The sequence below is a fragment of the Paraburkholderia sp. PGU19 genome (assembly GCF_013426915.1).
Lineage (GTDB): Bacteria > Pseudomonadota > Gammaproteobacteria > Burkholderiales > Burkholderiaceae > Paraburkholderia.
This window is the reverse complement of sequence record NZ_AP023181.1, coordinates 1,657,604-1,682,660: the sequence shown is the minus strand read 5'-3', so window position 1 is coordinate 1,682,660 and position 25,057 is coordinate 1,657,604. Positions and strand designations below refer to the sequence as shown.

Below are 25,057 nucleotides of genomic sequence, written 5' to 3'. Positions count from 1 at the left end.
CAGCTTTGCATAGAAACGGCCCGAGGCGGCCGTAACGTCAAATCTCCCTCCGCCGGCAATGCCGACACGTTCGATCCGATGCAACGAGTTCATCGGCAAACACGTACGTCAATTGGCCGGCACCTCCCTACTATGGATTCCAGTCGCCGCACGGTGTCGTTGACAGCGTGCCGGCATCGCCAACCCGGCTTTCGCACATGTTCGCCCCTTCAGGACGACTGGAATCATCATGCGCAATACGTTTGTCTCCGCTTTGCTCGCCGCGTCGATTGTTTTGACGGGCGCGGCGCATCACGCCCACGCTGCCACCAACGACGACTATCTGCCGATGACATCGGCGGCCATCTCGACCGCGACCGCCAAAATCGTGGACGGCAAGATCGACGTGAACGGCGTGCGTTACCACTATCTGCTCGCGCAGGGCAAGCAAGGCGGCACGCCCGTTGTGTTGCTGCACGGCTGGGGTTCGACCTCGTACATGTGGCGCTATGTGATGCCGCAACTCGTCGCACGCGGCTATACGGTGCTCGCGCCGGATCTGCGCGGCCTCGGCGATACGTCGAAGCCAGCAACGGGCTACGAGAAGGCCAACGTCGCCGAAGACATCCGCGCGCTCGTCGCGAAACTCAACCTTGGTCCGCAGGTCAACGTCGTCGGCCACGACATGGGCGGGATGGTCGCTTATGCGTATGCGGCGCAGCATCCTGACGAAGTACGCACGCTCGCGATTCTCGACGTGCCGCTGCCCGGCATCGAACCGTGGGACCAACTCGTGCAGACGCCGCGCACATGGCACTTCCGCTTCTATTCGGTGCAGGATGTGCCCGAAATGCTGATCACCGGACACGAACTCGAATACCTGAAGTGGTTCCACAACTCGGAAGCGGTGAATGCCCGCGCGTTCACAAACGAAGTCGAAGAAACCTATGCCCGCGAATACGCGATGCCGGGCGCGCTGCGCGCGGGCTTCGAGTACTACCGCGCGTTTGCGCAAGACGTGAAAGACAACCAGGCGTTTTCCGCGACGAAGCTGACGATGCCGGTGCTTGGCATCGGCGGTGCGGGGAGCTTTGGGCCGATCATCGGCGATCATTTGCGGCATGTCGCCACGAATGTCGAGGCGGTCAATGTGCAGGGCTCGGGTCATTGGGTCGCTGAAGAGCAACCTGCTGTCGTGACGGGCGCGTTGCTCCGGTTTCTGCCGCCTGCGCGTTAATGCGTTCATTGCATGACATGGCTGCCTCGCCGGCCACGGGCGCAAAAAGGGCCGCTGTTAATATGGCCGCTGACGGACTGCCTCGATCAGTCCGCCCCACAAGCCAAGAACGTCGACAAGGTCCGGCAGCATGCGCATCGATCCGTACAGCCTGGAGCTGTTCATATCCGTCGTGCAGGAAGGCTCCATCGCTCGGGCGGCGAGCCGCAATCACATCGCCCCTTCAGCGTTGAGCAGACGCATTGCGGATCTCGAAGCAGCAATGGGCCTTCCTTTGCTGATCCGCTCGCCTGCTGGCGTCGAGTTGACCGAGGCGGGGCGCCACGCATTCTCGCGCGCGGCATCCGTTCATGATCAGTTGCAGTCGCTCGCGCGCGAGGTTCAGTCGCTCAGCGGCCAGGTCGCCGGCGTCGTGCGTCTGTACGCGAATGCGTCCGCGATCGTCGGCTTTTTACCCGAGCGTCTGAAAGCCTTTCAGGCCCGCTACCCGCTCGTACAGATCGCGTTGACCGAGCAGATCAGCGACGAAGTGGTCCGTGCGTGCGTGGACGACCGCGCGGACGTGGGCATCTCGGCGAGCAGCAAGATACCGGGAGGGCTCGATTCATGGCACTTCGCCGATGATCCGCTGATGGTCGTGCTCCCGCTCGATCATGAACTCGCCGCCCTCGATGCGCCGACATTCAACGACGTCATCCGTTTTCCGCTCGTCGCGTTGCAGGCGGGCGGCTCACTCGATCAGACGTTGAAGGAGCGCGCCGATGCGGTTCGGACACCGCTCAACCTGTCCGTGACGGTCAACAGTTTCGATGCGCAATGCCGGATGGTCGAAGCGGGACTCGGCATCGGCATCGTTCCGACGAGTGCCGCGTCCGCTTTCGCCGGATCGCATGGTTTCGTGCGCCGACCGCTCGATGAAACGTGGGCACGCAATCGCAGCCTGCGGATTCATGCACTCAAAAAATCGTCGCGCCTTAAAGCCGTGCAGGCGTTGATCGATTCACTCGCCCACGCCGAGGGTTAACGAGGACATCGCGATTTGCGATGTCCCCTTTGCCGATCGAGCACTTCGTGATGGACGCCGTCGCCGTCTAGATTTCCCCTTGAAGGAGAAATCAGATGGCGAAACTGGATTTGACGGGCCGGATACTGTTTCTTTGCGACGACCCTGAACGGATCGAACGGCAACTCGACGGCTTCGATCTGACGCAAGCGTTGGCGGGAGCGTTGAGAGACGACGTATCGACGGACGAGATCACGCCGATGAGCGTGCTTACCCGCTTCGACGAGCGTCTCGGCCGGTTTCCTTATGTCGGGTTCCGCACGGGAAATCGCGATCCGATCGGCCCGGACGCGGTCCGCACTGGCGGCTTTTGCGTGACGATCGCGGGCAATCGATACGGTAAAGGTTCGTCTCGTGAACACAGTCCCGTCGCGGAATATCGCGCGGGCATCCGGCTCGTGATTGCGAAGAGCTTCGAACGGATTTATCGGCAGAATGCGGATAATCTCGGGCTGTTTACGTCGACGGATTTCGGGCTGATTGAACGCATCCAGCGCGGCGAGCCGATTGAGATTGAAGAACTCGTTGCTTCGCGTGACAGCCTGGCCGCGTCGATCCTGAGAAGCGGCGGCCTGTTGCGCTATGGCGCGCGGCATATGCGGCGCATCGAAACCGCCGCGTGCCCCGAAGATTCCATCGATAACGAACCGCGCACGCTCGCACAAAAGATTCTGCAGCGCCACGCGCTTCGCACGGAAGGCACGGGCGATTCGCTGACGCCCGGCGCCGGCGTGTTCGTTCGTGCCGACTGGCGCTTTATCCACGAGTACTACACGGGCATGGCAACGCACATGCTGCACGCGACGTTCGGCAAACCGTTGTCGCTGCACCAGCCCGAAAGCATTCTCACGTTCGAAGACCATCTCTCCTATTCGCACAAGAGCGAACTGCACGTAAAAAACGGTCTGCTGCCCGATGTGCGCGAACTGTCGGAAGCACACCGGCAATTCGCCAAAGACTACGGCCTGACGAATCACGGCTACCTGAATGCCACGGGCGACACCCTCAGCGAAGGCTCCGAAGGCATCTCGCACGCGATGATGGCGGAGCGCTATGCGCTGCCGGGTCAGCTTATCGTCGGCACGGATTCGCATACGCCGCATAGCGGCGCCCTCGGATGCGTGGCGTTCGGCGTCGGCACGACCGACATGGCGAACGCTTTCGTCACGGGCGCGGTACGGATGACCATGCCGCGATCGTTGCGCGTCGATTTCAACGGCGCCGTCCCAGCCGGCGTGACGGCGAAGGATCTCGCGCTGCATCTGCTCGCGGACCCGAGAATCCGTGCCGGCGCGGGTGTGGGCAAGATATTCGAGTTCGCGGGCGCCGCGATCTCGCAGCTGACGACGGACGAACGCGCGACCCTCACGAACATGACGGCGGAACTCGGCGGCTTCACGGGGATCGTCGCGCCCGATGAAGAAACCATCCGCTTTCTCAAGGAACGGCGCGGCATCGACTTCGTGATCGAGCCGTGGATGCGCAGCGATCCGGACGCGGTCTATGCCGACGTGATCGGAATCGACTGCACGCAGATTTCGCCGATGCTCGCCACACCCGGCGATCCCGGCAACGGCATCGCGCTGCGCGACCTGGCGCTTCGTCCGCGCGTCGAGATTGCGTACGGCGGCTCGTGTACAGCGGGAAAGCGCGAGGACTTCGACCACTATCACGCGGTGCTGGCATGGGCCGCCGTGCGGGGCATGCGCGTGCCATCCGATGTGAAGCTCTATCTGCAGTTCGGCACATCCGACGTCAGGGACTATTGCGTGCGGCGCGGCTATATCGACGCGTTCGAGCAAGTCGGCGCCATCCTGCTGCAACCGTCGTGCGGCGCATGCGCGAACTGCGGGCCGGGTTCGTCGACGGATGCAAGCCAGGTGACGATCAGCGCGATCAACCGCAATTTTCCTGGCCGCTCCGGGCCTGGTCAGGTATGGCTTGCCAGTCCTCCGACCGTGGTGGCGAGCGCGCTTGCGGGCCGGATCGCGTCATTCGCCGAGTTGCAGGAGCAGTACGCGTGAAGCGCCGTGCGATCGACTACGGATAGCGGGCAATTGCCCGAGCCGTGAAACATTCAAACTACGAGACAGGAGACAGACATGGCCATTCTGGAGGGCGCCTCGGATCTACGCGCCACTGACATTCCAACGCGCGTCGAGACAGCATCGGCGGCCGCTACGGGCGCGATTTCGGCGCGCCTCGACAGGCTTCCCGCGACGCGCGCCGTCTGGAAGCTGATCCTGCTGCTGAGCCTTGGTTTCTTCTTCGAACTCTACGACCTTCTCTTCACGGGCTATATCGCGCCCGGTCTCGTCAAGAGCGGCATTCTCACGCCGACCACCACGGGTCTGTTCGGCACGTCAGGCGTCGCGAGCTTCATCGCTGCGCTGTTCAGCGGACTGTTCGTCGGCACCATTGCATGCGGCTTTCTCGCCGACCGTTTCGGCCGACGCGCGATCTTCACGTGGTCCCTGCTCTGGTACGTCGCGGCGAACACGGTGATGGCCTTTCAGGACACGGCCAGCGGTTTGAACGTGTGGCGCTTCATCTCGGGCATGGGGATTGGCGTCGAGCTGATTACCATCGGCACCTACATGTCCGAACTCGCGCCGAAGCATCTGCGCGGCAGGGCATTCGCGATCTGCCAGACGATCGGCTTCTCGGCCGTGCCCGTCGTCGCGTTTCTTTCGTGGCTGCTCGTGCCTAAGGCGCCGTTTGGCGTGGACGGCTGGCGATGGGTCGTGCTGCTCGGCGGTATCAGCGCGCTGTTCGTCTGGTACTTCAGGCGCAATCTTCCTGAAAGTCCGCGCTGGCTGGCGGGCAAAGGGCGGCTTCGCGAAGCCGACGAAGTGCTCGCGCGTCTCGAAGAGAAAGTCGCTCAGCAGCACGGACAGCCATTGCCCGAGCCGGGCCCGTCTGAACCCGTTCCGCGCAAGGCCGGATTCGCCGATATGTGGAAACCGCCGTATCGCAAGCGCACCGTGATGCTGATCATTTTCCACATCTTCCAGACAGTCGGCTTCTTTGGCTTCGCGAACTGGGTGCCGACGCTGCTCGTCAAGCAAGGCATCACGGTGACGTCCAGCTTGCTGTACACGACCGTGATCGGTCTGGCGGCACCGCTTGGGCCGTTGCTCGGCTACTGGATTGCGGACCGCTTCGAACGCAAGCATGTGATCGTCTGCATGGCCGCGCTCAATATCGTCGCGGGCCTGCTCTTCAGCCAGGCGGCATCGGCCGTCGAGATCGTGATACTGGGCGTGCTTCTGACGCTGGCGGGCAACATCATCTCGTTCACCTATCACGCGTATCAGCAGGAACTCTATCCGACAGCGATTCGCGCCCGCGCAGTGGGCTTCGTCTATTCGTGGAGCCGTCTGTCGGCGGTGTTCAGTTCGTTCGTGATCGCGTTCACGCTGAAGGATTTCGGCGTCGCAGGCGTGTTCGTCTTCATTGCGGGCGCGATGACGCTCGTGATCGTCACGATCGGTCTGATGGGCCCGCGAACGCTCGGCAAATCGCTTGAGAGCATTTCACACTGAACGTATCTCCCGTGTGCCGGCGGCCTGCATGGCGGGCCGCCTCGCGCGGCATCGTTCACGTACCGCACGCGTGAATCAGGAACTGCTGTAGCGCCGTCGCCGGCCCGCTCAACTGCGCGCCCTTCGGCCAGATCATGCCCGCATCCATTTGCGGCACCACGTCCGTGATGGGCCGCGCGTCGATGCGCTTGCCTTCCAGCGACCACGGACGGAACACCATATCCGACAGCACCGTCACGCCGAAACCATGCGCGACCAGCCCGCGCAGCGCTTCCATCGAACTGGTGCGAAACGCGATGTTCGGCTCGATCCCCTTTTTCTTCCAGTAACGCAGCGTCGACTGCTCGCCCTCGTCGACTGTAATCAGGATGTACGGATGGGCCGCGATGTCCCTCAGCGACGGCGCGTCCACTTGCGCCAGCGGATGCGTCGGCGCGACCCACAATTGCCGCCGCGAGCGGATCAACACCTGGCTGCCGAACCGGCTGAGCTTTTCGATATTCGACAGCAGCACCACGCCGATCTCGACGTCGCCATCGAGCACCGCGCGCTCGATATCCGCCCGTTCCATGTCGCGCAAGTCGAACTCGATGAACGGATAGGTCGCGCGAAAACGCGCCAGCAGTTCGGGCAGGAAATAGCCCAGCACCGTATAGGACGCGGCAATGCGCACCGTCCCACGCATATCGTGCGAGCGGAAAGGCGGCATGTGGACGGCGTCACGCGCCGCGTCTAGCACGCGCCGCGCGTGGTTATAGAAATCCTGGCCGTCTGGCGTGAGCGTGACGCCCTGTGGCAGCCGCTCGAACAGCCGCGTGCCGAGACCGTTTTCCAATGCGAGCACCGCGTTGGTGATCGCCGATTGCGACACATGCTCGTTGGCCGCCGCCATCGAGAACTGGCCCGTTTGCGCCGCCGCCACGAAGTAACGCAACTGACGGAGTGTGAGATCGAATGCCATCTGATTTTCGAATACCAGAATTGTCTATTTGTGATTTTACGATAGCAATTCGGCTTCCTATACTCGGCGAAAAACACATTCCCCGGAGACAGCCCTGCCATGAATGCGCCCGATCTAGCCCTCGCATCCGACCTAGCGACCGAAACACCCGCCACGCCCGTCACCCTTGAAGACAAGTACACGCTCGAAAAAGGCCGTGTGTATATCAGCGGCACGCAGGCGCTCGTGCGTCTCCCGATGCTGCAAAAAGCGCGCGACCGTAAGGCCGGGCTGAACACGGCAGGCTTCATTTCCGGCTATCGCGGCTCGCCGCTGGGCGCGCTCGATCAGTCGCTGTGGAAAGCGAAAAAGCATCTGCAGGACAACGACATCGTCTTCCAGCCCGGCGTCAACGAAGATCTGGCCGCGACGTCCGTCTGGGGCACGCAGCAGATCAACCTGTGGCCGGGCGCGACGCGCGACGGCGTATTCGGCATGTGGTACGGCAAAGGCCCTGGCGTCGACCGTACGGGCGATGTGTTCAAGCACGCGAACTCCGCCGGCAGCGACGCGCGCGGCGGCGTGCTCGTGCTGGCGGGCGACGACCACGCGGCGAAGTCGTCGTCGGTTGCGCATCAGTCGGAGCACGCGTTTATTGCGGCGGGCATTCCCGTGCTCTATCCGGCGAACGTGCAGGAATACCTCGACTACGGGCTGCACGGCTGGGCAATGAGCCGCTATTCGGGCCTTTGGGTCGCGATGAAGTGCGTGACGGACGTGATCGAATCCACGGCGTCGATCGATCTCGATCCGGATCGCGTCGAAATCGTCACGCCGACCGATTACGCGATGCCCGAGGGCGGTCTGAACATCCGTTGGCCCGACGCGCCGCTCGCGCAGGAAGCGCGGCTGCTCGACGAGAAATGGTACGCGGCGCTCGCCTATATCCGCGCGAACAAGCTGAACCGCGTCGTGATCGATTCGCCGACGCCGCGCTTCGGCATCATCACGGCGGGCAAGGCCTATCTCGACGTGCGTCAGGCGCTCAGCGACCTGGGCCTCGACGACGATACCTGCGCGAAGATCGGTCTGCGCGTGCTCAAGGTGGGCTGCGTGTGGCCGCTCGATGCGCAGGATGCCCGCGCCTTCGCGACGGGGCTGGAAGAAATTCTCGTCGTCGAAGAAAAGCGCCAGATTCTCGAATACGCGCTGAAGGAAGAGCTATACAACTGGCGTGAGGACGTGCGGCCAAAGATCTATGGCAAGTTCGACGAGCGCGACAATGAAGGCGGCGAGTGGTCGGTGCCGCGTGGCGACTGGCTGTTGCCCGCGCATTACGAGCTGTCGCCGGCGCTGATCGCGAAGGCCGTGGCGCGGCGTCTGTCGCGCGCGGACCTGCCCGACGACGTGCGGGCGCGGATGCTCGCGCGCGTCGCGATCATCGAAGCGAAAGAGCGCGAAGCGGCGAAGCCGCGCGTGTCCGTCGAACGCAAGCCGTGGTTCTGCTCGGGCTGCCCGCATAACACGTCGACCAACGTGCCCGAAGGTTCGCGCGCGCTCGCGGGCATCGGCTGTCACTACATGTCGATGTGGATGGACCGCAAGACGGAAACCTTCAGCCAGATGGGCGGCGAAGGTGTCGCGTGGATCGGCCAGATGCATTTCTCCGGCGATAAGCACGTGTTCGTCAATCTCGGCGACGGCACTTACTTCCACTCCGGGCTGCTGGCGATTCGCGCTGCGATCGCGGCCAACGCGAACATCACCTACAAGATTCTCTACAACGACGCCGTCGCGATGACGGGCGGCCAGCCCATCGACGGCGTGCTGACCGTGCCGCAGATTGCGCATCAGGTTCATGCCGAGGGCGCAAAGCGCATCGTCATCGTCACCGACGAGCCGCAGAAGTATCACTCCGGCATCGTGTTGCCGGCGGGCGTCGATGTTCATCATCGCGATCAGCTCGATACCGTGCAGCGCGCACTGCGCGACATGCCCGGCACGACCGTGCTGATCTACGACCAGACTTGCGCGACCGAGAAGCGGCGGCGCCGCAAACGCGGTGCGTATCCCGATCCCGCGCGCCGTGCATTCATCAACGATGCCGTGTGCGAAGGCTGCGGCGATTGCTCGGTGCAATCGAACTGCCTGTCAGTCGAGCCGCTCGATACGCCGCTCGGCACGAAGCGCAAGATCAACCAGTCGTCGTGCAACAAGGACTTTTCTTGCGTGAAGGGCTTTTGTCCGAGCTTCGTCACGGCTGAAGGCGCGCAGCTTCGCAAGCCTCAGGCTGCGCGCGGCAGCGGCGCTCTTAATGGAGAGTTCGACACGCTGCCAATGCCGTCGCTACCCGCACTCGCAAGACCGTACGGCATTCTGGTGACGGGCGTCGGCGGCACGGGCGTCGTGACGATTGGCGGCCTGATCGGCATGGCCGCGCATATCGAACGCAAGGGCGTCACTGTGCTCGACATGGCGGGCCTCGCGCAAAAGGGTGGCGCCGTGCTCAGCCACGTGCAGGTCGCGTCCTCGCCCGATGCGTTGCACGCGACGCGCATCGCGACAGGCGAAGCGCGGCTCGTGATCGGTTGCGATGCGATCGTGTCGGCGTCGAACGATGTGCTGTCGCGCACGCAACATGGCGTGACGGTTGCCGCGATCAACAGCGGCGCGACGCCGACGGCCGAATTCGTCAAGAACCCGAAGTGGACCTTCCCGGGCACGCAGACGGAAGCGGGACTGCGCGACAGCATCGGCGAAGGATGCGCCTTCATCGACGCCAACGCGCTCGCGCTGAAGCTGCTCGGCGACACGATCTATAGCAATCCGCTGCTGCTTGGGTTTGCGTGGCAGAAAGGCTGGCTGCCGCTGCAACTGTCGAGCCTCGTGCGCGCAATCGAACTCAATGGCGTATCGATCGAGAAGAATCAGCAGGCGTTCAACTGGGGACGCTATATCGCGCATCATGGCGAGGCGGCTGTGAAGGCGCTGCTCAAGCCGGCTGCTGCCGCGGCGCAGGCGATCGTCATGCAGATGCCGGAATCGCTCGACAAGCTGATTGCATCGCGTGAAACGCTGTTGACGGCGTATCAGAACGCAGCGTATGCGCAGCGCTATCGCGAGGTGATCGACCGTATCCGCGTGAAGGAAACGCAAGTCGCAGGCAACGCGAAACTGCCGCTCACGCGCGCGGTAGCGACGAGCCTCTCGAAGCTGATGGCCTACAAGGATGAATACGAAGTCGCTCGCCTTTACGCAGATCCCGCTTATCTGGAGAAACTGCGTCAGCAGTTCGAGGGCGAACCGGGCCGCGATTACAAGCTGAGTTTCCATCTCGCGCCGCCGTTGCTCGCGAAGCGCGACGAACGTGGGAACTTGCAGAAGAAAAGCTTCGGTCCGTGGATGCTGCCCGTGTTCCGTGCGCTCGCACGCATGAAGGGACTGCGCGGCACCGCGCTGGATGTATTCGGCAAGACGGCCGAACGGCGCGGCGAGCGGCAACTGATTGCGGAGTACATCGCGCTAGTCGACGAGTTTTGCGCAACGCTCGATCTTGAACGCCTGCCTGCGGCGCTCCAGCTCGCCAGCCTGCCGGACGATATTCGCGGCTTCGGTCATGTGAAAGAACGCAATATCCAGGCAGCGGCGAAGAAGAAGGAGCGCTTGCTTAATGACTATCGGACGCCGGAGCGGTTGACTGCTAGCGCGTAACATCGGTTGGATGGAAGCTGAACCGGGGCTTGCGGCACACGCTGGCCCCGGTGCTCCGCCCGATACGCTCTTCAAGGTGCAACATGCTCGGGTTCTTCATACGCCGAAGAAGGTACGCACGCGCAGAGATGATGTGCCTGTTGGCTTGCCTTGTCGCCGGTTGTTCGACAGTGAATCAACCGCAAGCCGGCCAGACAGAAACGGCGTGCCGCGTACCCGGCCATTTTTGCCAGACGTTCTTTGGCCCGTGACTGAAAAGCCAACGCGCCGTGCGCATATCGAGGGGACAAAAAGAAAAGCCCACCAAGTGGTGGGCTGAATCCATATCAAGAGGAGACATGGAGGAGACAGAAATCAGTATAAACCCCTATTCGTGTAATGCAAGCGTTTGTAGCGACGCAGCAACGTTCATTTCTCCCCGCCACCCCTCCAAGCCCGCCCGCGCGTAGCGTGCGCGCCACACCGCACTTCCCGTCTGTTGCACTGGAGCAACGCTTTCCGTTCCTTCCCGTTGCGTCCCGCCGTGCGCCCGACCTACGGCTTTGGCAACTTGTTTGCGGGTGTACCTTTTGTCGCGCGATGCGGATGGGTTTTCTGCGCTGGTCCGGCTTAGCCGCGAAGAACTCGTCCCCAGCTTTTCACCGCATCGCCCGAACAACTGCCGCTTCTCCATCCGATATGTCCATCCGGCCGCACGATCCAAACCATGCCGCCTGACGCGCGAAACGTTGCCGCAAACTCGCCGTTCGTATCCGTCAACACCGTCATCAGTTCGCCGCCTGGCACTTCGCAGCCCGGCGCCGCAACGAGCACAGCCGACGCTAGACCAGGCAGCAACCCGGCAAGCGCCCGACAGCCATCGGCAAACGCCTCATATTGCGCGCCAGCCGCATCGACATAACCAAGCAGCACATGGCGCCCATGCCCGACAAACTCCTGCAATCGCCGTGGACGCCCCACAAAGCGCTGCGACAAGCCATACACATCCGGCAGCCGGTCGCCCGGCGCTGGTAACTCCGGGGCCGCATCCGCGCACATGTCGGCGACGATCGGACTGCCGCGATACGTAACCAGTAGCTGCGTCTCGCGCATCGCCGGATTGGCGGCCTTGCGGGCGAGCACGGCGTTGAGCGCGGCGCTCGTCGACTGAACGACGTCCACGCCGACGGGATGCCGTTCCGCCGAATAACTGTCTAGCAAAGCGGGATGCGCAAGGCCTTTCGCCACGTGCACGAGCTTCCATGCGAGGTTGTGCGCGTCCTGCAAGCCCGTGTTCATTCCCTGCCCGCCGACAGGCGGATGAATATGCGCGGCGTCGCCCGCAATGAACACGCGGCCATGTCCATACTCGGACGCAATGCGATGACTCACCCGATACACCGACGACCAGCGCATCGAAGACAAACGGGCGCCTTCCGGCAGCGAGGGCAACAGCAGTGCGCACATCGTGTCGAAATCAGGTGCGGCAACTCCCGCCAGTGAAGCTGAATGATCGTCAGGCATGGTCATCGACAGCCGGTAGCGCCGCGCCGATCCGCGAATCGGCACCGCCGCCACGCTGGTTTTCGCGCGCGCCGCGTCGCTCCATTCGAATCGGTACATCGGCCCGCGCGGATGCGCCCAGTCGATGTCCACATCGGCGAGTGCAAAAGTCTGTGGAAATTGCGCGCCCTCGTACGACAGCCCCAATGCCGAACGCACCTTGCTATGCGCGCCGTCACATCCGACGAGCCATCGGCAGCGCACCGTGCGCGCCTCGCCGTGTGGCCCCGTCAGAAACGCTTCGACGCCATCGTCCGTTTCGACAAAGCTGTCGAGCTTGACCCCATAGTGCACGCGCCCGCCATGTCCGGTGAACGCCGCTTCGAGCAGCCGCTCCGTCTCGTACTGCGCGAGCGAAAGCGACCCGTACGGCAAACCCTGTTCCGGCACATGCATGCTGCGCGCAGGCACCATCGCCCCGTCGACCCACGTTTCGACGCCCGTGAGCCAGACACCCGCCTCGATTGCGCGATCAACGATTCCCAGATCGTCGAAAATCTCCAGCGTGCGCGGCGTAATGCCGAGCGCCTTGCAGAAGAACCCTCTCGCCGGCATTCCGTCGATCACGTTCACCGCGACGCCGTCGCGCTGCAATTCGGTGCCAAGCAGCAAGCCGACGGGACCCGCTCCGACGACGAGCACATCCACGTCTTCCATGTTCCGCTCCTCACGGTTCATCGCGCAGTCAAATCGAATCAGGGCGAACAATCACGCAAACCCAAAAAGAATAGGCGATACGGCACCGTGTATCAGCGCAAGTCCGCCGTGAAGGCGCTCCCGCGCTATAGCAGCGAGCTATTGCCGGCATTGCCGCAAACGAATTCAGTTGCCCTTCGCCGTCGCATATATTGAAACCGAGCAGATGCGCCGACAACGCGGCGATATGCGTAACCGCGCATACCGCCGGGTTTGTAACCCGAGGTGCGGGCGCAGGACGGCGATCTGTCGCGCAAGCCCGATACCATCGTAAAACGCATAGTGGAGAGATACTCCCAAGGAGACGACGCATGTCAACCGATGCAAAGTGCCCGTTCATTCATGCCGCTGGCGGCGGAACGACCAATCGCGACTGGTGGCCGAAGCAGCTTCGGCTGGACCTGCTCAGCCAGCATTCCAGCCGGTCCAATCCGCTGGACAAGGATTTCGACTACGCCGAGGCGTTCAAGAGCCTCGATCTCGCCGCCGTCAAGCAAGACCTCGCGGTGCTGATGACCGACTCGCAGGACTGGTGGCCCGCGGACTTCGGCCACTATGGACCGTTGTTCATTCGCATGGCATGGCATAGCGCCGGCACGTACCGCACGGGCGATGGACGCGGAGGCGGCGGTCGCGGCCAGCAGCGTTTCGCCCCCCTAAATAGCTGGCCGGACAATGTCAGCCTCGACAAAGCGCGCCGCTTGCTCTGGCCCGTGAAGCAGAAATACGGCCAGAAAATCTCCTGGGCCGATCTGATGATCCTGTCCGGCAATGTCGCGCTGGAAACCATGGGCTTCAAGACCTTCGGCTTCGCGGGCGGTCGCGAAGACACGTGGGAACCTGATCAAGACGTCTACTGGGGCAATGAAAAAACCTGGCTCGGCGGCGACGTCCGCTACGGCAAAGCCGCCGCGCCCCGCGACGCAGGCGACGAAGGCGTGCTCGTCGCCGACGAGGAACTGCACGGCGAAGAAACCAGCCGCACCGTTAGCGGGCGGAATCTGGAAAACCCGCTCGGCGCCGTGCAGATGGGCCTGATCTACGTGAACCCGGAAGGCCCGGACGGTAATCCCGATCCGCTCGCCGCCGCGCACGACATCCGCGAAACCTTCGCGCGCATGGCGATGAACGACGAGGAAACCGTCGCGCTGATCGCAGGCGGCCACACGTTCGGCAAAACGCACGGCGCCGGTCCCGCCGATAACGTCGGCGCCGAACCCGAAGCCGCCGAGCTCGAAAACCAGGGGCTAGGCTGGAAAAGCAGCTTCGGCAGCGGCAAGGGCGGCGACACGATCACGAGCGGCCTGGAAGTCACGTGGACGGCCACACCGACACAGTGGGGCATGGGCTTCTTCCAGAACCTGTTCGGCCACGAATGGGAATTGACCAAGAGCCCCGCGGGCGCGAATCAGTGGGTCGCCAAGGGCGCGACGGCCACGATCCCGCATGCGCACGATCCATCGAAAAAGCTGCTGCCGACGATGCTCACCACTGATCTATCGCTGCGCTTCGACCCCGAGTACGAGAAGATTTCGCGGCGCTTCATGCAGAACCCGGATGAGTTCGCCGACGCGTTCGCGCGCGCCTGGTTCAAGCTGACGCATCGCGACATGGGGCCGCGCGCCCGCTATCTCGGCCCGGAAGTGCCTGCCGAAGAACTGCTGTGGCAGGACCCGATTCCCGCCGTGAATCATCCATTGGTCGATACCAACGACATTGCTTCGCTGAAGCAGAAAATTCTGGCTTCGGGGCTCGCTGTCTCGCAGCTGGTGTCAACGGCGTGGGCTTCGGCGTCGACGTTCCGTGGCTCGGACATGCGCGGCGGGGCCAATGGCGCACGCATCCGCCTCGCACCGCAGAAGGACTGGGCGGCCAATCAGCCCGAACAACTGGCGAAGGTGCTCAAAACGCTCGAAGGCATCCAGAGTGAGTTCAACGGGGCGGCGTCGGGCGGCAAGAAGATTTCGCTCGCGGATCTGATCGTGCTGGCAGGCGGCGCGGCGATCGAACAGGCGGCGAAGAACGCCGGGCAACTCGTCAGCGTGCCGTTCACACCGGGGCGCATGGACGCGTCGCAGGAACAGACGGACGTGCTATCCGTCGCCGTGCTGGAGCCGGTCGCCGATGGCTTCCGCAACTTCCTCAAGGGCAAGTACGACGTACCGGCGGAAGCGCTGCTGATCGACAAGGCGCAACGGCTGACACTGACGGCGCCGGAAATGACGGTGCTGATCGGCGGCTTGCGCGTGCTGAACGTGCACACGGGTGCCGATTCGCACGGCGTGTTCACGAAACGGCCAGAAACGCTGACCAACGACTTCTTCCGCAACCTGCTCGACATGGGCACGGAATGGACGCCTACGACGCCCGCGCGCGAGGTGTTCGAAGGCGCCGACCGCCGAACGGGCGAAGTGAAGTGGACGGGCACGCGCGTCGATCTGATTTTCGGCTCGCATGCGCAGTTGCGCGCGCTTTGCGAGGTCTATGCGAGCGAGGACGCGCAGGAGAAATTCACGCGCGACTTCGTTGCTGCGTGGGTGAAGGTGATGAACCTCGACCGCTTCGATCTGGCTTGAGCGGTTGCGGCTGTTGAATGCGCGGTGCGATTGCCGTTGTTAAAGCGGCAACGCACCGCGCTGTTTTTTTGCGCACCGCGCATCACGCTGGCAAATAACGCTGCCATGACCGTCTGGCCGTCCGCAGACAGCCCATAAGACCGACTATTCGCTTCCCTGCCCCTCCAACCCGTTGCCCGCAGGCAACGCGACCTTACGCGTCGGTATAACCCCGCTTGCATGTGCATTTTTGCACCGTTAACATAAAACCATATATACGGTTTCTACACTGCGGAATTCGACGCGGTGTGGCGACAAGCGGTGATACCGCATCACACTACATAGAGCCTGTGTGGCAAGGGGGCGCATCATGTCCGACAAGCATCTCTCCAGTCAGTTCGACGCTGCGCTCAACATGCTATCGACCAACCTGCTGGAAATGGGTGGCGTGGTCGAACGACAAATTACCCGCTGCCTGTCGTTGCTCGACGCTTATGACCCCGCGCTCGTCGAAGACATTCGCGACAGCGAGCGTGAGCTGAACGCGCTCGAAATCGAAATCGATGAAGAAATACACCGCGTGATCGCACGCCGACAACCGGCTGCACGCGACCTGCGGCTATTGATGGCCATGTCGAAGTGCGTCACTAATCTCGAACGCATGGGCGACGAAGCGCGCAAGATTTCCAAGCGCATGCGGCGCATCGATGAACATGGCGGAACGCCGCCCATCTCGCTGGCCGAGCTGAAGCAGTGCGGTGAACTGGCGTCGTCGATCCTGCATCGGGTGCTCGATGCGTTTGCGCGCATGGACGCCGTGGCCGCCGCGCAGATCGTGCGCGACGACAAGGCCATCGACGACGTATTCCGTGCGTTCGTCGAGCGGCTCGCGATACACATGAACGAGACGCCGCGCACCATTACGGTCGCGCTCGAATATCTGTTCATCGCGAAGGCGTTGGAACGGATCGGCGATCACGCGAAGAACATTGCCGAATTCGTCGTGTTCGTCGTCAAGGGGCGCGATGTGCGTCACATTCCGCTGCGCGAACTCGAACGCGAGGCATTGACGAACTGAGCACGCGTTGACACGCCGCATTCACCCACGTTAGCGGCAAATCAACGCGTCAGGCATCTGCATCGTTCACTGTTGCAGATGCCTGTTCACGATAGCAAACGCAGCCGCACCAGAACGAGACAGGAAAGCATCGAAGCGCATATGAATAGCTCGAATGCTTTCTTGTCGTGACGTACCGCGTCGACAAGAATGGGTGCTCAAAGACGACCACTGCGCTCATTCCCATGTCGAAAGCACCCAGCCTGCAGCTCGATTCTGCCACGCTCGCCGACGAATACGATCGCCTCGGCATCCGCCAGTTCAATCATGGACTTCAACTGCTCGACGCGCTCGATCTGCGCGAACGCGAACGCGTGCTCGACATCGGCTGCGGCACGGGCCGTCTGACGGAATCGGCCGCGCAGCGCGTCGGCGCGCACGGCGAAGTGCTCGGCATCGCGACAGCACGTCGTCGACGTTGTCGAATGCGTCGTCGAACTCGCGAATCTCGTTGAGCGTGGGTTCGAAGCCCACGGAGGCCAGCAGCGTTGCCGTGCTTTCGCGCGTGAGCTTGTTCGGCGCGCCGATCTCCGCGTGCTGCGAGGCTGGGTCGTCGGCGATCAGCGTGTGCAGCACGCGATGCAGATCGTGCGGCACATCGGCGGGCATGGGATCGCGCCGCAAATTCTTCCGCCGCCGCAACAGGTATTTGACACGCTGTACGACCTTGCGATCAGCGGCGACCTGGCGCGCAACACACTGGTCAGCCTGCAACGCGTGCTGGTCGGCTTCGGCGTCGGCGCGCCCGCGGGCTTCTTCATCGGCGCGGCATTGGGTTTGTCGCGCACCGTCGAAGCCTACGTGCTACCCGCCTTCAATGCGCTCGTGCAGATTCCCGTATTGGGCTGGCTGCCGTTTCTGCTGTTGCTGGTCGGTGTCGGCGAGCCGTTGAAGTACATCCTGATCGCGCATGCCGCGCTCGTGCCCGTGACGTTGAGCACGATGCAAGGCGTGCGAAACACGCCCGCCACGCTCGATGAAGTTGCGCGCGTGTTCGGCTACAGCCGCTTGCAGCGCGTCGTGTATGTCGTGCTGCCCGCCGCCGTGCCGACGCTCGCCACGGGCGTGCGGCTCGCGTTCACCAAGGCGTGGCTCGCGCTCGTCGTGGTCGAACTGGTGGCGTCGTCGGAAGGGCTCGGCTATCTGATCGTGTATGGCCGGCAGCTCTTTCAGCTCGACCTTGTGATGGCTTCCGTCGTGATCGTCGGCGCAATCGGCTTTGCGATCAACCGCGCGCTCGATGCGCTCGAAGCCCGTTTGCGGCGCGGGCAACCATCGGCATTTCGCGAGTAAATGATTCGATTGAGGACACACGTCATGCCTTCCACACGTCCGCTTCCACGGCTTTTTTCGGAGCGCAAATCCAACGGTCCGCCGCCGTGCAGTTGCGACGCACCCGCCAAGCCCGAACGTCAGTCCGTACTCAAACAGCGTCTTTCCACGTTCAACTGGCGCGGCCTCGTGCTGCCGCTCGCCGCGTTCGCGTTGTGGTGGCTCGTGTCGGCGTTGCATCTCGTCAAGAGCGGCTTGCTCGTCAGCCCTGTCGATGTCGCGCGCACTGCGTTGCAGCAGATTCAGAGCGGCGCGTTGCTGCGCGCGCTGTCGGCTTCGCTTGCGCGTGAAGCGAGCGGCTTCGTGATCGGCACGGCGGGCGGCCTGCTGCTCGGCGCGGCGCTCGGCTTCTCGCGCATCGCCACACGCCTGATCGGTCCGACCTTCGACACTTTCAAGCAGATCTCGCTGTTCGCATGGATACTGCTGATCTCCGTGTGGTTCGGTCTCGGCGACATGGCGAAAGTCGTGTTCCTGTCGCTGGCCGCGCTGCTGCCCGTCGCCGCGCATACGTGCGACGGCATCCACGCCGTGTCGCCGCGCTATGTCGAAGTCGCGCGTGCGTTTCGCTATTCGCGTCTGCAAATGGCCCGCTTCGTGATTCTGCCCGCCGCACTGCCGTCGATCTTCACGGGCATCTATCTCGCGCTGATCTACTCGTGGCTCGCGACGCTCGGCGCCGAATATCTGCTGGTCGCGGGCAGCGGGATCGGCAATACGCTGATCGACGGCAGCGAGCAGTTCAGGATGGATCTCGTGCTGTTTGGAATCATCGTCGTGGGCATCACGGGCTGGGCGCTCAACGCGCTTGCACGCGGCGTCGAACGGCGTGTGCTCGCGCGACGCACGGGTGCAATGCGCGAACGCGCCGCCGCATGACATCAACATTCAGGTAACCGCATATGACGACGACAGTCTCCGAAGGCATCCGCATCCGCAACGTCAGCAAACGCTACGCGCAACAGGACGAAGCGAACGGCACGCTGCTCGTGCTCGACGACATCTCGCTCGATATCGCGCAGGGCGAATTCGTCAGCGTGCTCGGCGCAAGCGGTTGCGGCAAGTCGACCTTGCTGCGGCTCGTCGCAGGGCTCGACCGCGACTTTCGCGGCGATATCAGCGTGGACGGCGAGCGCGTGCGCGACACATCGCTCGAACGCGGCATCGTGTTTCAGGATCACCGGCTGTTTCCGTGGCTCACGGCTTCGCAGAACATTCTTGCCGCGTTGCGCAACGCGCCGCTTTCGACACAGCAGAAACGCGAGGCGGTTGCCGAGCACGTTGCACTCGTTGGACTTGAAGGTTTCGAGCATGCGTATCCGCATCAGTTGTCGGGCGGCATGGCGCAGCGTGTCGCGATTGCCCGCGGACTCGTGAACCGGCCGCGCGTGCTGCTGCTCGACGAACCGTTCGGCGCGCTCGACGCGCTGACGCGCGGCCGTCTGCAAAACGAATTGCAGCGCATCTGGCAGCACGAGCGGATCACGATGATTCTCGTCACGCACGACGTCGACGAAGCGATCTATCTGGGTGACCGCGTGGTGACGATGGCCCCGCGCCCGGGCCGCGTGAAGCGCATCGCTCACGTCGATCCGCCGCGCCCGCGCGAGCGCAGCGATGCGCGCTTCGTGCGGCTACGGGAGCAGATTCTCGCCGATTTCACCGACCAGCCCGCACCCGCCGATCACGACACGCCTGGCAGCGGCCTGCGCGCAAACGCGCATGAGCCGCGCATCACGGAATGGCGCCTGGCGTGGTGAAACCCGATTTCTTTCGACGTCGATCAAGGAAACTACAGTGAGCGAAGCACGACAACACCAAAGACAGATCAGCCTCGGCGCATTCCTGATGGAAACGGGACATCACATCGCTGCATGGCGTCACCCGGACACGCACGCGACAGGCGGCCTCGACTTCGCGCACTACGCGCAACTTGCGCAGATCGCCGAGCGCGAAATTCGACGCGATCTTCTTCGCCGACAGCGTCAGCGTGCGCGACACGCATTTGCCTTCGCTATCGCGCACGGCGCGCGCCGATCACTTCGAGCCGCTGACGCTGCTGTCCGCGCTGTCCGTCGTGACTTCGCATATCGGTCTCGTCGCCACGGTTTCCACGACGTTCAACGAGCCGTACAACGTCGCGCGCAAGTTTGCGTCGCTTGATCACCTGAGCGGCGGCCGCTCCGGCTGGAATCTCGTCACGTCGAGCACGGAAACGGAGGCGCACAACTTCGGCTTCGACAAGCATCCCGATCACGCGCTGCGCTACGAGCGCGCGAAAGAATTCCACGACGTGGTGACAGGGCTGTGGGATAGCTGGGACGACGACGCATTCCTGCGCGACAAGGCAAGCGGCGTCTACTTCGATCCCGACAAGGTGCATGTGCTCGACTATCACGGCAAGCATTTCAAGGTGCGCGGGCCATTGAACGTCGCGCGTTCGCCGCAAGGGCGGCCCGTCGTGATTCAGGCGGGCGCATCCGATGCAGGCAAGGAACTCGCTGCGCAAACGGCCGAAGTGATCTTCGTCGCGCACCAGACGCTCGACGAAGCAAAGCACTTCTATCGCGACGTGAAAGGCCGGCTTGCGCGCTATGGGCGCCGGCCCGAGCATCTGAAGATCATGCCCGGCATTTTTCCGGTGATCGGCAGGACGCAGCAGGAAGCGCAAGACAAGTTCGACGCGTTGCAGGACCTGATTCATCCGACTGTCGGCTTGCAGTTGCTGTCGAACATGTCGGGTGGCGTCGATCTGTCGAAGTACGACGTGGACGGACCTGTGCCTGAATTGCCGGAAACGAATGGCGGCAAGAGCCGGCAACGCCTTCTGCTCGATCTCGCGCGCCGCGACAATCTGACGATACGCCAGCTATATCTGCGCATCGCAGGCGCGCGCGGACATCAGCAGGTGATCGGCACGCCGCAGAGCATCGCCGACCAGTTGCAGCAATGGTTCGAAGAAGAAGGCGCCGATGGCTTCAACATCATGTCGCCGTGGCTGCCTGGCGGGCTGAGCGAGTTTGCCGAACTGGTCGTGCCGGAGTTGCAGCGGCGCGGACTGTTTCGGACTGAATACGCGGGCCGCACGCTGCGCGATCATCTGGGACTGCCGCGCCCGGAGAACCCGTTCTCGACACAATCGGCACAAGCTGCGCGAGTTGCGCAGACTGCCTGACCGGTTGTCCTACGCGCGACGGGGCGAGTTGGCTACAGACGCCCCGGTCGCGGATCAGAAACAAAGCCATCGCGATTGGGCATGCGAACCGACGCCAGCGAATGCGCATCGAGACGCGCATCGTCGGGCACGATGCCGTTCTGGTTCAGAATCCACGCGCTCAGCGCATAGACTTCATCGGCGCTGAGCGATTGCGGCGCGTTGTACGGCATCGCGCGGCGGATGTAGTCGAACAATGTTGTCGCATACGGCCAGTAGCTGCCTACCGTGCGCTTCGGGTTGGCTGAGGCAAGCGTGCCGCGTCCGCCTATCAGTTGATCGCCGATCAGCCCTTCTCCCTTCGCGCCGTGGCACGCGGCGCATTTGGCCGCGAAGATTTTGCCGCCCATCGCGACGTCGCCGCTGCCAGCGGGCAAACCGTGGCCATCGGGCGCGATGTCGATATTCCACGCGGCGATGTCAGCATCGCTGACGGGCGTGCCGATTGCATCGACTGATTTACGCAGTTCGGCATTCGACGCGGTCAACGACGTCGAGCACGCGCCCAGCGACGCGCACAGCAAAGACGCCCGGAAGATTGACTTAAGCATTTTTCACGCTTCCATCGGCGCCGATGCGCCACTGATGAATGCCGTTGTAGTGATAATTCGAGTTCAGTCCGCGCGCCTGCACGAGCGCTTCGCGCGTCGGCTGCACGTAACCCGTCGAATCGGTAGCGCGCGACAGAATGGCCGTTGGCTCACCGTTCCACACCCAGCCCGATTGAAAGCGCGTCAACGCGCGATCGCGCGGCGTGTCGTCGAGCGTCGCGTCCTGCCACGTCTTGCCGCCATCCGTCGATACTTCGACCCGGCGAATCGCGCCACGCCCCGACCACGCGAGACCGACAATCGGATAAAAGCCGTGCACCGTCAGCCGTTGCCCCGACGAAGGCCGCGTGATCACCGACTTCGCATCCATCTCGAACACGAACTGCCGCGCGCGTCCATCCGGCAGCAGCCCCGTATATTTCGATGTTTCCTCGCGCGTCTCCAGCGGCGCATCGACGACCTTCAGACGCCGCAACCACTTCACATTCGTATTGCCTTCGAAGCCCGGCACGAGAAGCCGCAGCGGATAACCGTTCTCGGGCCGCAGACGCTCGCCGTTTTGCGCATAGACGACGAGCGCGCGGTCGAGAATGCGGTCGAGCGGCAGGCTGCGCGTCATCGCGGCGGCATCGGCGCCTTCGGCGAGCAGCCATTTCGGCGTGCGTCCGTCCGTCGCCGCCGCGAGTCCGCCCGTCGCTTCGAGCAAGGTCGAAAGACGCACGCCCGTCCATTCGCAACACGACAGCAGTCCGTGCGTGATCTGCACTGGCAGGCCGCTCGGACCTTTCCATTCGCTTCCCGTGTTGCCCGAGCATTCCAGGAAATGAATCCGCGACTCGGACGGCAGACGCAGCAGATCATCCATCGTGAAGAGCTTCGGCTCGCGCACCAGGCCATGCACGACCAGGCGATGCACGTCGGGATCGATATCCGGCACGCCAGAATGATGACGCTCATACACGAGCCCGTTCGGCGTGATCGTGCCGTGCAGGTCCGCGAGCGGCGTGAGCGACGAGGCCGCGCCCGGCATCGGCCATGCGCGCGCCGCGCGGCGCACCACGTTCGCTTCGCGCGGCGACGGTTGTCCGTACGGATGATCGAGGATCGGCGCGCCGGGCGTTTGCGTCCACGGATCGACGTTCAGCGGGCGCAACAGCGTCGCCGCCTTCACGCCGGGCGCGACCAGCGCGGACAGCGCCAGCCCGCCGAGCATCCGGCGACGCGGCAACGCGGGAGCAGTCCTGGATTCAGGAATCGGCGGATTGGACATGAGGGAAGCGGGTAACGTGCGTATGTGCGTCGGGCTTGCTGCGACGCTGTCTGCCACCAAGCAGGCGCGTCGCGCAAAATTGCAGCGCCGAACACAGCAGCAGATAAACCAGCCCGACGAACAGAAATATCTGCACGGGATACACCATCAGCCGGTTGTTGATCTGGTTGGCGAGAAACGTAAACTCAGGCACGCCGACGATATACGCCAGCGACGTGTCCTTGATCAGCGACACCCACTGGTTCACGAACGACGGCGTCATGATCCGCACGGCCTGCGGCAACAGCACGTAGCGCAGCGCCTGCCAGCGCGTGAGGCCAAGCGACAATGCCGCCTGCTCCTGCCCCGCGCGGACGGCGACAATGCCCGCCTGCACCGAATGCGACAGATACGCGCCGCCGATCAGCGCCAGCGCGCATACGACCGTCGCGAGGCCGGGCACATCGATGTGCAGCAGCATCGGCATCAGAAAGAACGTCCAGAAGATCAGCATCAGGACGGGAATCGCGCGGAAAAAGCCCACCACTGCTGTCAGCGCGAGATGTACCGCGCCGCGCGTCATCGAAAGTGCGATGCCGCCCGCCAGTCCGACCATGGCAGAAAGCAACGCCGACACAACCGACATCACCAGCGTCAACGCCGCCCCACCGAGCGGGCCATTCGGAAACGTGCCGAGCAACAGATAACGCAACGTGGGCAACCAATCAACGGCGCTCATGCCGTGCCTCGCTGCCACGCGTGCGCGCTGCGGCGCTTCCAGAGAAGCAAGCCGACCTCGATCGCCGCAATGGTCGCGATATAGAGAACGGTCGCGGCGCCGAATGCCTGGAATGTCTTGAACGTTTCGGTATCGACTTGCCGCGACGTGTACGACAGTTCCGCGAGACCGATCGCCATCGTCAGCGACGAGTTCTTCACGATGTTCATGTATTGCCCCGCAAGCGGCGGCGTCGCAATGCGGATCGCCTGCGGCAGAATCACGTAGCGAAACGTGCCGAGCGGCGCGAGTCCCAACGCGGCGGCGGCCTGATACTGTCCGTCCTTGACGCCACGCATTCCCGCGCGAAACTCTTCACCGACGAATGTCGTCGCATAACACGTCAACCCGATCCAGCCCGCGACGAACTCGAACGGTGGCCATGAAAGCGTAAAGGTCCACAAGGAAAGCGTATGCGGCGTGTTGAGCCACTCCATCCAGCCAGGCGGCAGCATCGTCGCCGCGCCGAAGTACCAGAACAGCAGTTGCACGAGCAACGGCGAGTTGCGAAAGACGAGCACATACAGCGCAGCAATGCGCGTAACGAAGCCGTTACGCGCATTGCGCGCCATCGCGAGCGCGAAACCCAACAGCGTCGCCGACACGATCACGCACGCCGACAACAGCAAGGTCATCTCGAAGCCGTGCGCGAGCCATCCGACGTACTTCGGTTCCAGCCAGCCGTTCATACGTGTTTCAGCTCTTCTGCGGATCGCCGATCTTGAACAGACGCGGCAACGGTGCGCGGCTCGTCGGGCCGAACCACTGATCGTAGATCTTGCTCGCCGTGCCGTTCGCTTCGAGTCCCTTGAGCGTGTCATCGACCACGTTCAGAAGACGCGTCTCGCCCTTCGGCACGCCCACGCCTTCGTAGTCGGTGGAAATCGTGAACGGCGAGATTTCGTAGTTCGCCTTGTCCGGCACGTTCGCCAGCAGCGCGACGAGCTTCGGGCCGTCCTGCGTGATCGCCTGCACGTTGCCCGTGCGCAGCGCAGCGAATGCGAACGGCGTGTCGTCGTATGCGACGATCGTCGCGCCCGGAAATTGCGCGCGAACCTGCTGCTCGTTCGTCGTGCCTTTATCGGCGCCGACGCGCAGGCTGTTCAGTTGCTGCGGCGTTTTCAGCACGCCCTTCTTCGCGATGAACTGCGTGCCCGACGCAAAATACGGTGTGCTGAAATCGACTTCTTTCTTGCGCTCGTCGGTGATCGTGAAGTTTGCGAACACCAGATCGACCTTGCCGGATTTCAGAAACGCAATGCGGTTGGCGGGATTGGTCGGCTGGATTTCGAGCTTCACGCCGAGTCTGTCCGCGACGGCGCGCGCGTAATCGACATCGAGCCCGACAATCTGATTGTTTTTCGGGTCGACGAAGCCAAACGGCGGATTGCTGTCGAAGGTCGCGACGCGCAGCACGCCCGCCTTCTTGATGTCGTCGAGACGGTCGGCATGCGCCGCGCTAGAAGCGGCGAGCATCAACCCCATGATGACAGCGCCAGCGAATCGGATTTTCATGGTAAAGACCTTCTGATAGTTATGCGTGTAGCG

The 25,057-nt window shown here is 63.0% G+C and carries 18 protein-coding genes and 1 pseudogene; 12 read left to right on the top strand and 7 right to left on the bottom strand.

Annotated elements, in window-relative coordinates; genetic code table 11:
* Positions 1–229: 229 nt before the first annotated feature.
* From H1204_RS37195 to H1204_RS37180, 4 genes are all read left to right on the top strand, one after another.
* Positions 230–1,216, top strand: a complete 987-nt coding sequence (locus tag H1204_RS37195; RefSeq protein WP_180733689.1) for an alpha/beta hydrolase — start codon at positions 230–232, stop codon at positions 1,214–1,216.
* 130 nt (positions 1,217–1,346) lie between these two features.
* Complete coding sequence (locus tag H1204_RS37190) at positions 1,347–2,240, top strand: LysR family transcriptional regulator (protein ID WP_180733688.1); 894 nt, start codon at positions 1,347–1,349, stop codon at positions 2,238–2,240.
* Positions 2,241–2,335: 95 nt separating this feature from the next.
* Entirely contained in the window at positions 2,336–4,303 is a 1,968-nt protein-coding gene (locus H1204_RS37185) for an aconitase family protein (protein WP_180733687.1), read from the top strand.
* 78 nt (positions 4,304–4,381) lie between these two features.
* Positions 4,382–5,824, top strand: a complete 1,443-nt coding sequence (locus H1204_RS37180; protein WP_180733686.1) for an MFS transporter — start codon at positions 4,382–4,384, stop codon at positions 5,822–5,824.
* A 55-nt stretch (positions 5,825–5,879) separates the two neighbouring features.
* On the opposite strand, the gene H1204_RS37175 is transcribed toward H1204_RS37180, so the two are convergent.
* A complete protein-coding gene (locus tag H1204_RS37175) occupies positions 5,880–6,785 on the bottom strand; it encodes a LysR family transcriptional regulator (protein ID WP_180733685.1) in 906 nt (301 codons plus the stop codon).
* 99 nt (positions 6,786–6,884) lie between these two features.
* Between H1204_RS37175 and H1204_RS37170 the strand changes: the two genes are divergently transcribed.
* A complete protein-coding gene (locus H1204_RS37170; RefSeq protein ID WP_180733684.1) occupies positions 6,885–10,475 on the top strand; it encodes an indolepyruvate ferredoxin oxidoreductase family protein in 3,591 nt (1,196 codons plus the stop codon).
* A gap of 609 nt (positions 10,476–11,084) precedes the next feature.
* Here H1204_RS37170 and H1204_RS37165 read toward each other — a convergent pair.
* Positions 11,085–12,674 carry an FAD-dependent monooxygenase gene (locus H1204_RS37165; RefSeq protein WP_180733683.1) on the bottom strand — a complete coding sequence of 530 codons (1,590 nt, stop codon included), beginning with the start codon at positions 12,672–12,674 and terminating at the stop codon, positions 11,085–11,087.
* A gap of 350 nt (positions 12,675–13,024) precedes the next feature.
* Here H1204_RS37165 and katG point away from each other — a divergent pair, with 350 nt between their 5' ends.
* From katG to H1204_RS37130, 7 genes and pseudogenes are all read left to right on the top strand, one after another.
* Positions 13,025–15,289, top strand: coding sequence for a catalase/peroxidase HPI (katG, locus tag H1204_RS37160; protein WP_180733682.1), 2,265 nt, complete (start codon positions 13,025–13,027; stop codon positions 15,287–15,289).
* 349 nt (positions 15,290–15,638) lie between these two features.
* A complete protein-coding gene (gene phoU, locus H1204_RS37155; RefSeq protein WP_180733681.1) occupies positions 15,639–16,346 on the top strand; it encodes a phosphate signaling complex protein PhoU in 708 nt (235 codons plus the stop codon).
* A gap of 224 nt (positions 16,347–16,570) precedes the next feature.
* Positions 16,571–16,840 (top strand): methyltransferase domain-containing protein, encoded by a 270-nt coding sequence (locus tag H1204_RS37150; protein WP_243468837.1) that lies wholly within the window; start codon positions 16,571–16,573, stop codon positions 16,838–16,840.
* Between the two features lie 157 nt (positions 16,841–16,997).
* Positions 16,998–17,678 (top strand): annotated as a pseudogene (locus tag H1204_RS37145) (ABC transporter permease); the annotation flags it as partial.
* Between the two features lie 24 nt (positions 17,679–17,702).
* Positions 17,703–18,596 (top strand): ABC transporter permease, encoded by an 894-nt coding sequence (locus tag H1204_RS37140; protein WP_180733680.1) that lies wholly within the window; start codon positions 17,703–17,705, stop codon positions 18,594–18,596.
* A 23-nt stretch (positions 18,597–18,619) separates the two neighbouring features.
* Positions 18,620–19,477, top strand: coding sequence for an ABC transporter ATP-binding protein (locus tag H1204_RS37135; RefSeq protein WP_180733679.1), 858 nt, complete (start codon positions 18,620–18,622; stop codon positions 19,475–19,477).
* A 173-nt stretch (positions 19,478–19,650) separates the two neighbouring features.
* Entirely contained in the window at positions 19,651–20,892 is a 1,242-nt protein-coding gene (locus H1204_RS37130; RefSeq protein WP_243468836.1) for an LLM class flavin-dependent oxidoreductase, read from the top strand.
* 32 nt (positions 20,893–20,924) lie between these two features.
* On the opposite strand, the gene H1204_RS37125 is transcribed toward H1204_RS37130, so the two are convergent.
* From H1204_RS37125 to H1204_RS37105, 5 genes are read right to left on the bottom strand one after another with little or no spacing between them, the layout of a single operon-like run.
* Positions 20,925–21,482 (bottom strand): cytochrome c, encoded by a 558-nt coding sequence (locus H1204_RS37125; protein ID WP_180733678.1) that lies wholly within the window; start codon positions 21,480–21,482, stop codon positions 20,925–20,927.
* Positions 21,475–22,752: a sulfite dehydrogenase gene (gene soxC, locus H1204_RS37120; protein ID WP_180733677.1), complete on the bottom strand. Its 1,278-nt coding sequence runs from the start codon at positions 22,750–22,752 to the stop codon at positions 21,475–21,477. Before soxC ends, H1204_RS37125 begins: the two co-directional genes overlap by 8 nt.
* On the bottom strand, positions 22,730–23,470 hold the full coding sequence (locus H1204_RS37115) for an amino acid ABC transporter permease (RefSeq protein WP_180733676.1): 741 nt from the start codon (positions 23,468–23,470) through the stop codon (positions 22,730–22,732). Before H1204_RS37115 ends, soxC begins: the two co-directional genes overlap by 23 nt.
* Positions 23,467–24,198: an amino acid ABC transporter permease gene (locus H1204_RS37110; RefSeq protein ID WP_180733675.1), complete on the bottom strand. Its 732-nt coding sequence runs from the start codon at positions 24,196–24,198 to the stop codon at positions 23,467–23,469. Before H1204_RS37110 ends, H1204_RS37115 begins: the two co-directional genes overlap by 4 nt.
* A gap of 7 nt (positions 24,199–24,205) precedes the next feature.
* A complete protein-coding gene (locus H1204_RS37105; RefSeq protein WP_180733674.1) occupies positions 24,206–25,024 on the bottom strand; it encodes an ABC transporter substrate-binding protein in 819 nt (272 codons plus the stop codon).
* Between the last annotated feature and the right edge of the window lie 33 nt (positions 25,025–25,057).

What these genes read in the sequence shown, in the direction of transcription:
- phoU (WP_180733681.1), top strand. Translation starts at nt 15,639, where the DNA reads ATGTCCGACAAGCATCTCTCCAGTCAGTTCGACGCTGCGCTCAACATG.
- H1204_RS37180 (WP_180733686.1), top strand. Translation starts at nt 4,382, where the DNA reads ATGGCCATTCTGGAGGGCGCCTCGGATCTACGCGCCACTGACATTCCA.
- H1204_RS37140 (WP_180733680.1), top strand. Translation starts at nt 17,703, where the DNA reads ATGCCTTCCACACGTCCGCTTCCACGGCTTTTTTCGGAGCGCAAATCC.
- H1204_RS37165 (WP_180733683.1), bottom strand. Translation starts at nt 12,674, where the DNA reads ATGGAAGACGTGGATGTGCTCGTCGTCGGAGCGGGTCCCGTCGGCTTG.
- H1204_RS37105 (WP_180733674.1), bottom strand. Translation starts at nt 25,024, where the DNA reads ATGAAAATCCGATTCGCTGGCGCTGTCATCATGGGGTTGATGCTCGCC.
- H1204_RS37110 (WP_180733675.1), bottom strand. Translation starts at nt 24,198, where the DNA reads ATGAACGGCTGGCTGGAACCGAAGTACGTCGGATGGCTCGCGCACGGC.
- H1204_RS37170 (WP_180733684.1), top strand. Translation starts at nt 6,885, where the DNA reads ATGAATGCGCCCGATCTAGCCCTCGCATCCGACCTAGCGACCGAAACA.
- H1204_RS37190 (WP_180733688.1), top strand. Translation starts at nt 1,347, where the DNA reads ATGCGCATCGATCCGTACAGCCTGGAGCTGTTCATATCCGTCGTGCAG.
- H1204_RS37185 (WP_180733687.1), top strand. Translation starts at nt 2,336, where the DNA reads ATGGCGAAACTGGATTTGACGGGCCGGATACTGTTTCTTTGCGACGAC.
- H1204_RS37175 (WP_180733685.1), bottom strand. Translation starts at nt 6,785, where the DNA reads ATGGCATTCGATCTCACACTCCGTCAGTTGCGTTACTTCGTGGCGGCG.
- H1204_RS37125 (WP_180733678.1), bottom strand. Translation starts at nt 21,482, where the DNA reads ATGCTTAAGTCAATCTTCCGGGCGTCTTTGCTGTGCGCGTCGCTGGGC.
- H1204_RS37115 (WP_180733676.1), bottom strand. Translation starts at nt 23,470, where the DNA reads ATGAGCGCCGTTGATTGGTTGCCCACGTTGCGTTATCTGTTGCTCGGC.
- katG (WP_180733682.1), top strand. Translation starts at nt 13,025, where the DNA reads ATGTCAACCGATGCAAAGTGCCCGTTCATTCATGCCGCTGGCGGCGGA.
- soxC (WP_180733677.1), bottom strand. Translation starts at nt 22,752, where the DNA reads ATGTCCAATCCGCCGATTCCTGAATCCAGGACTGCTCCCGCGTTGCCG.
- H1204_RS37150 (WP_243468837.1), top strand. Translation starts at nt 16,571, where the DNA reads ATGTCGAAAGCACCCAGCCTGCAGCTCGATTCTGCCACGCTCGCCGAC.
- H1204_RS37135 (WP_180733679.1), top strand. Translation starts at nt 18,620, where the DNA reads ATGACGACGACAGTCTCCGAAGGCATCCGCATCCGCAACGTCAGCAAA.
- H1204_RS37195 (WP_180733689.1), top strand. Translation starts at nt 230, where the DNA reads ATGCGCAATACGTTTGTCTCCGCTTTGCTCGCCGCGTCGATTGTTTTG.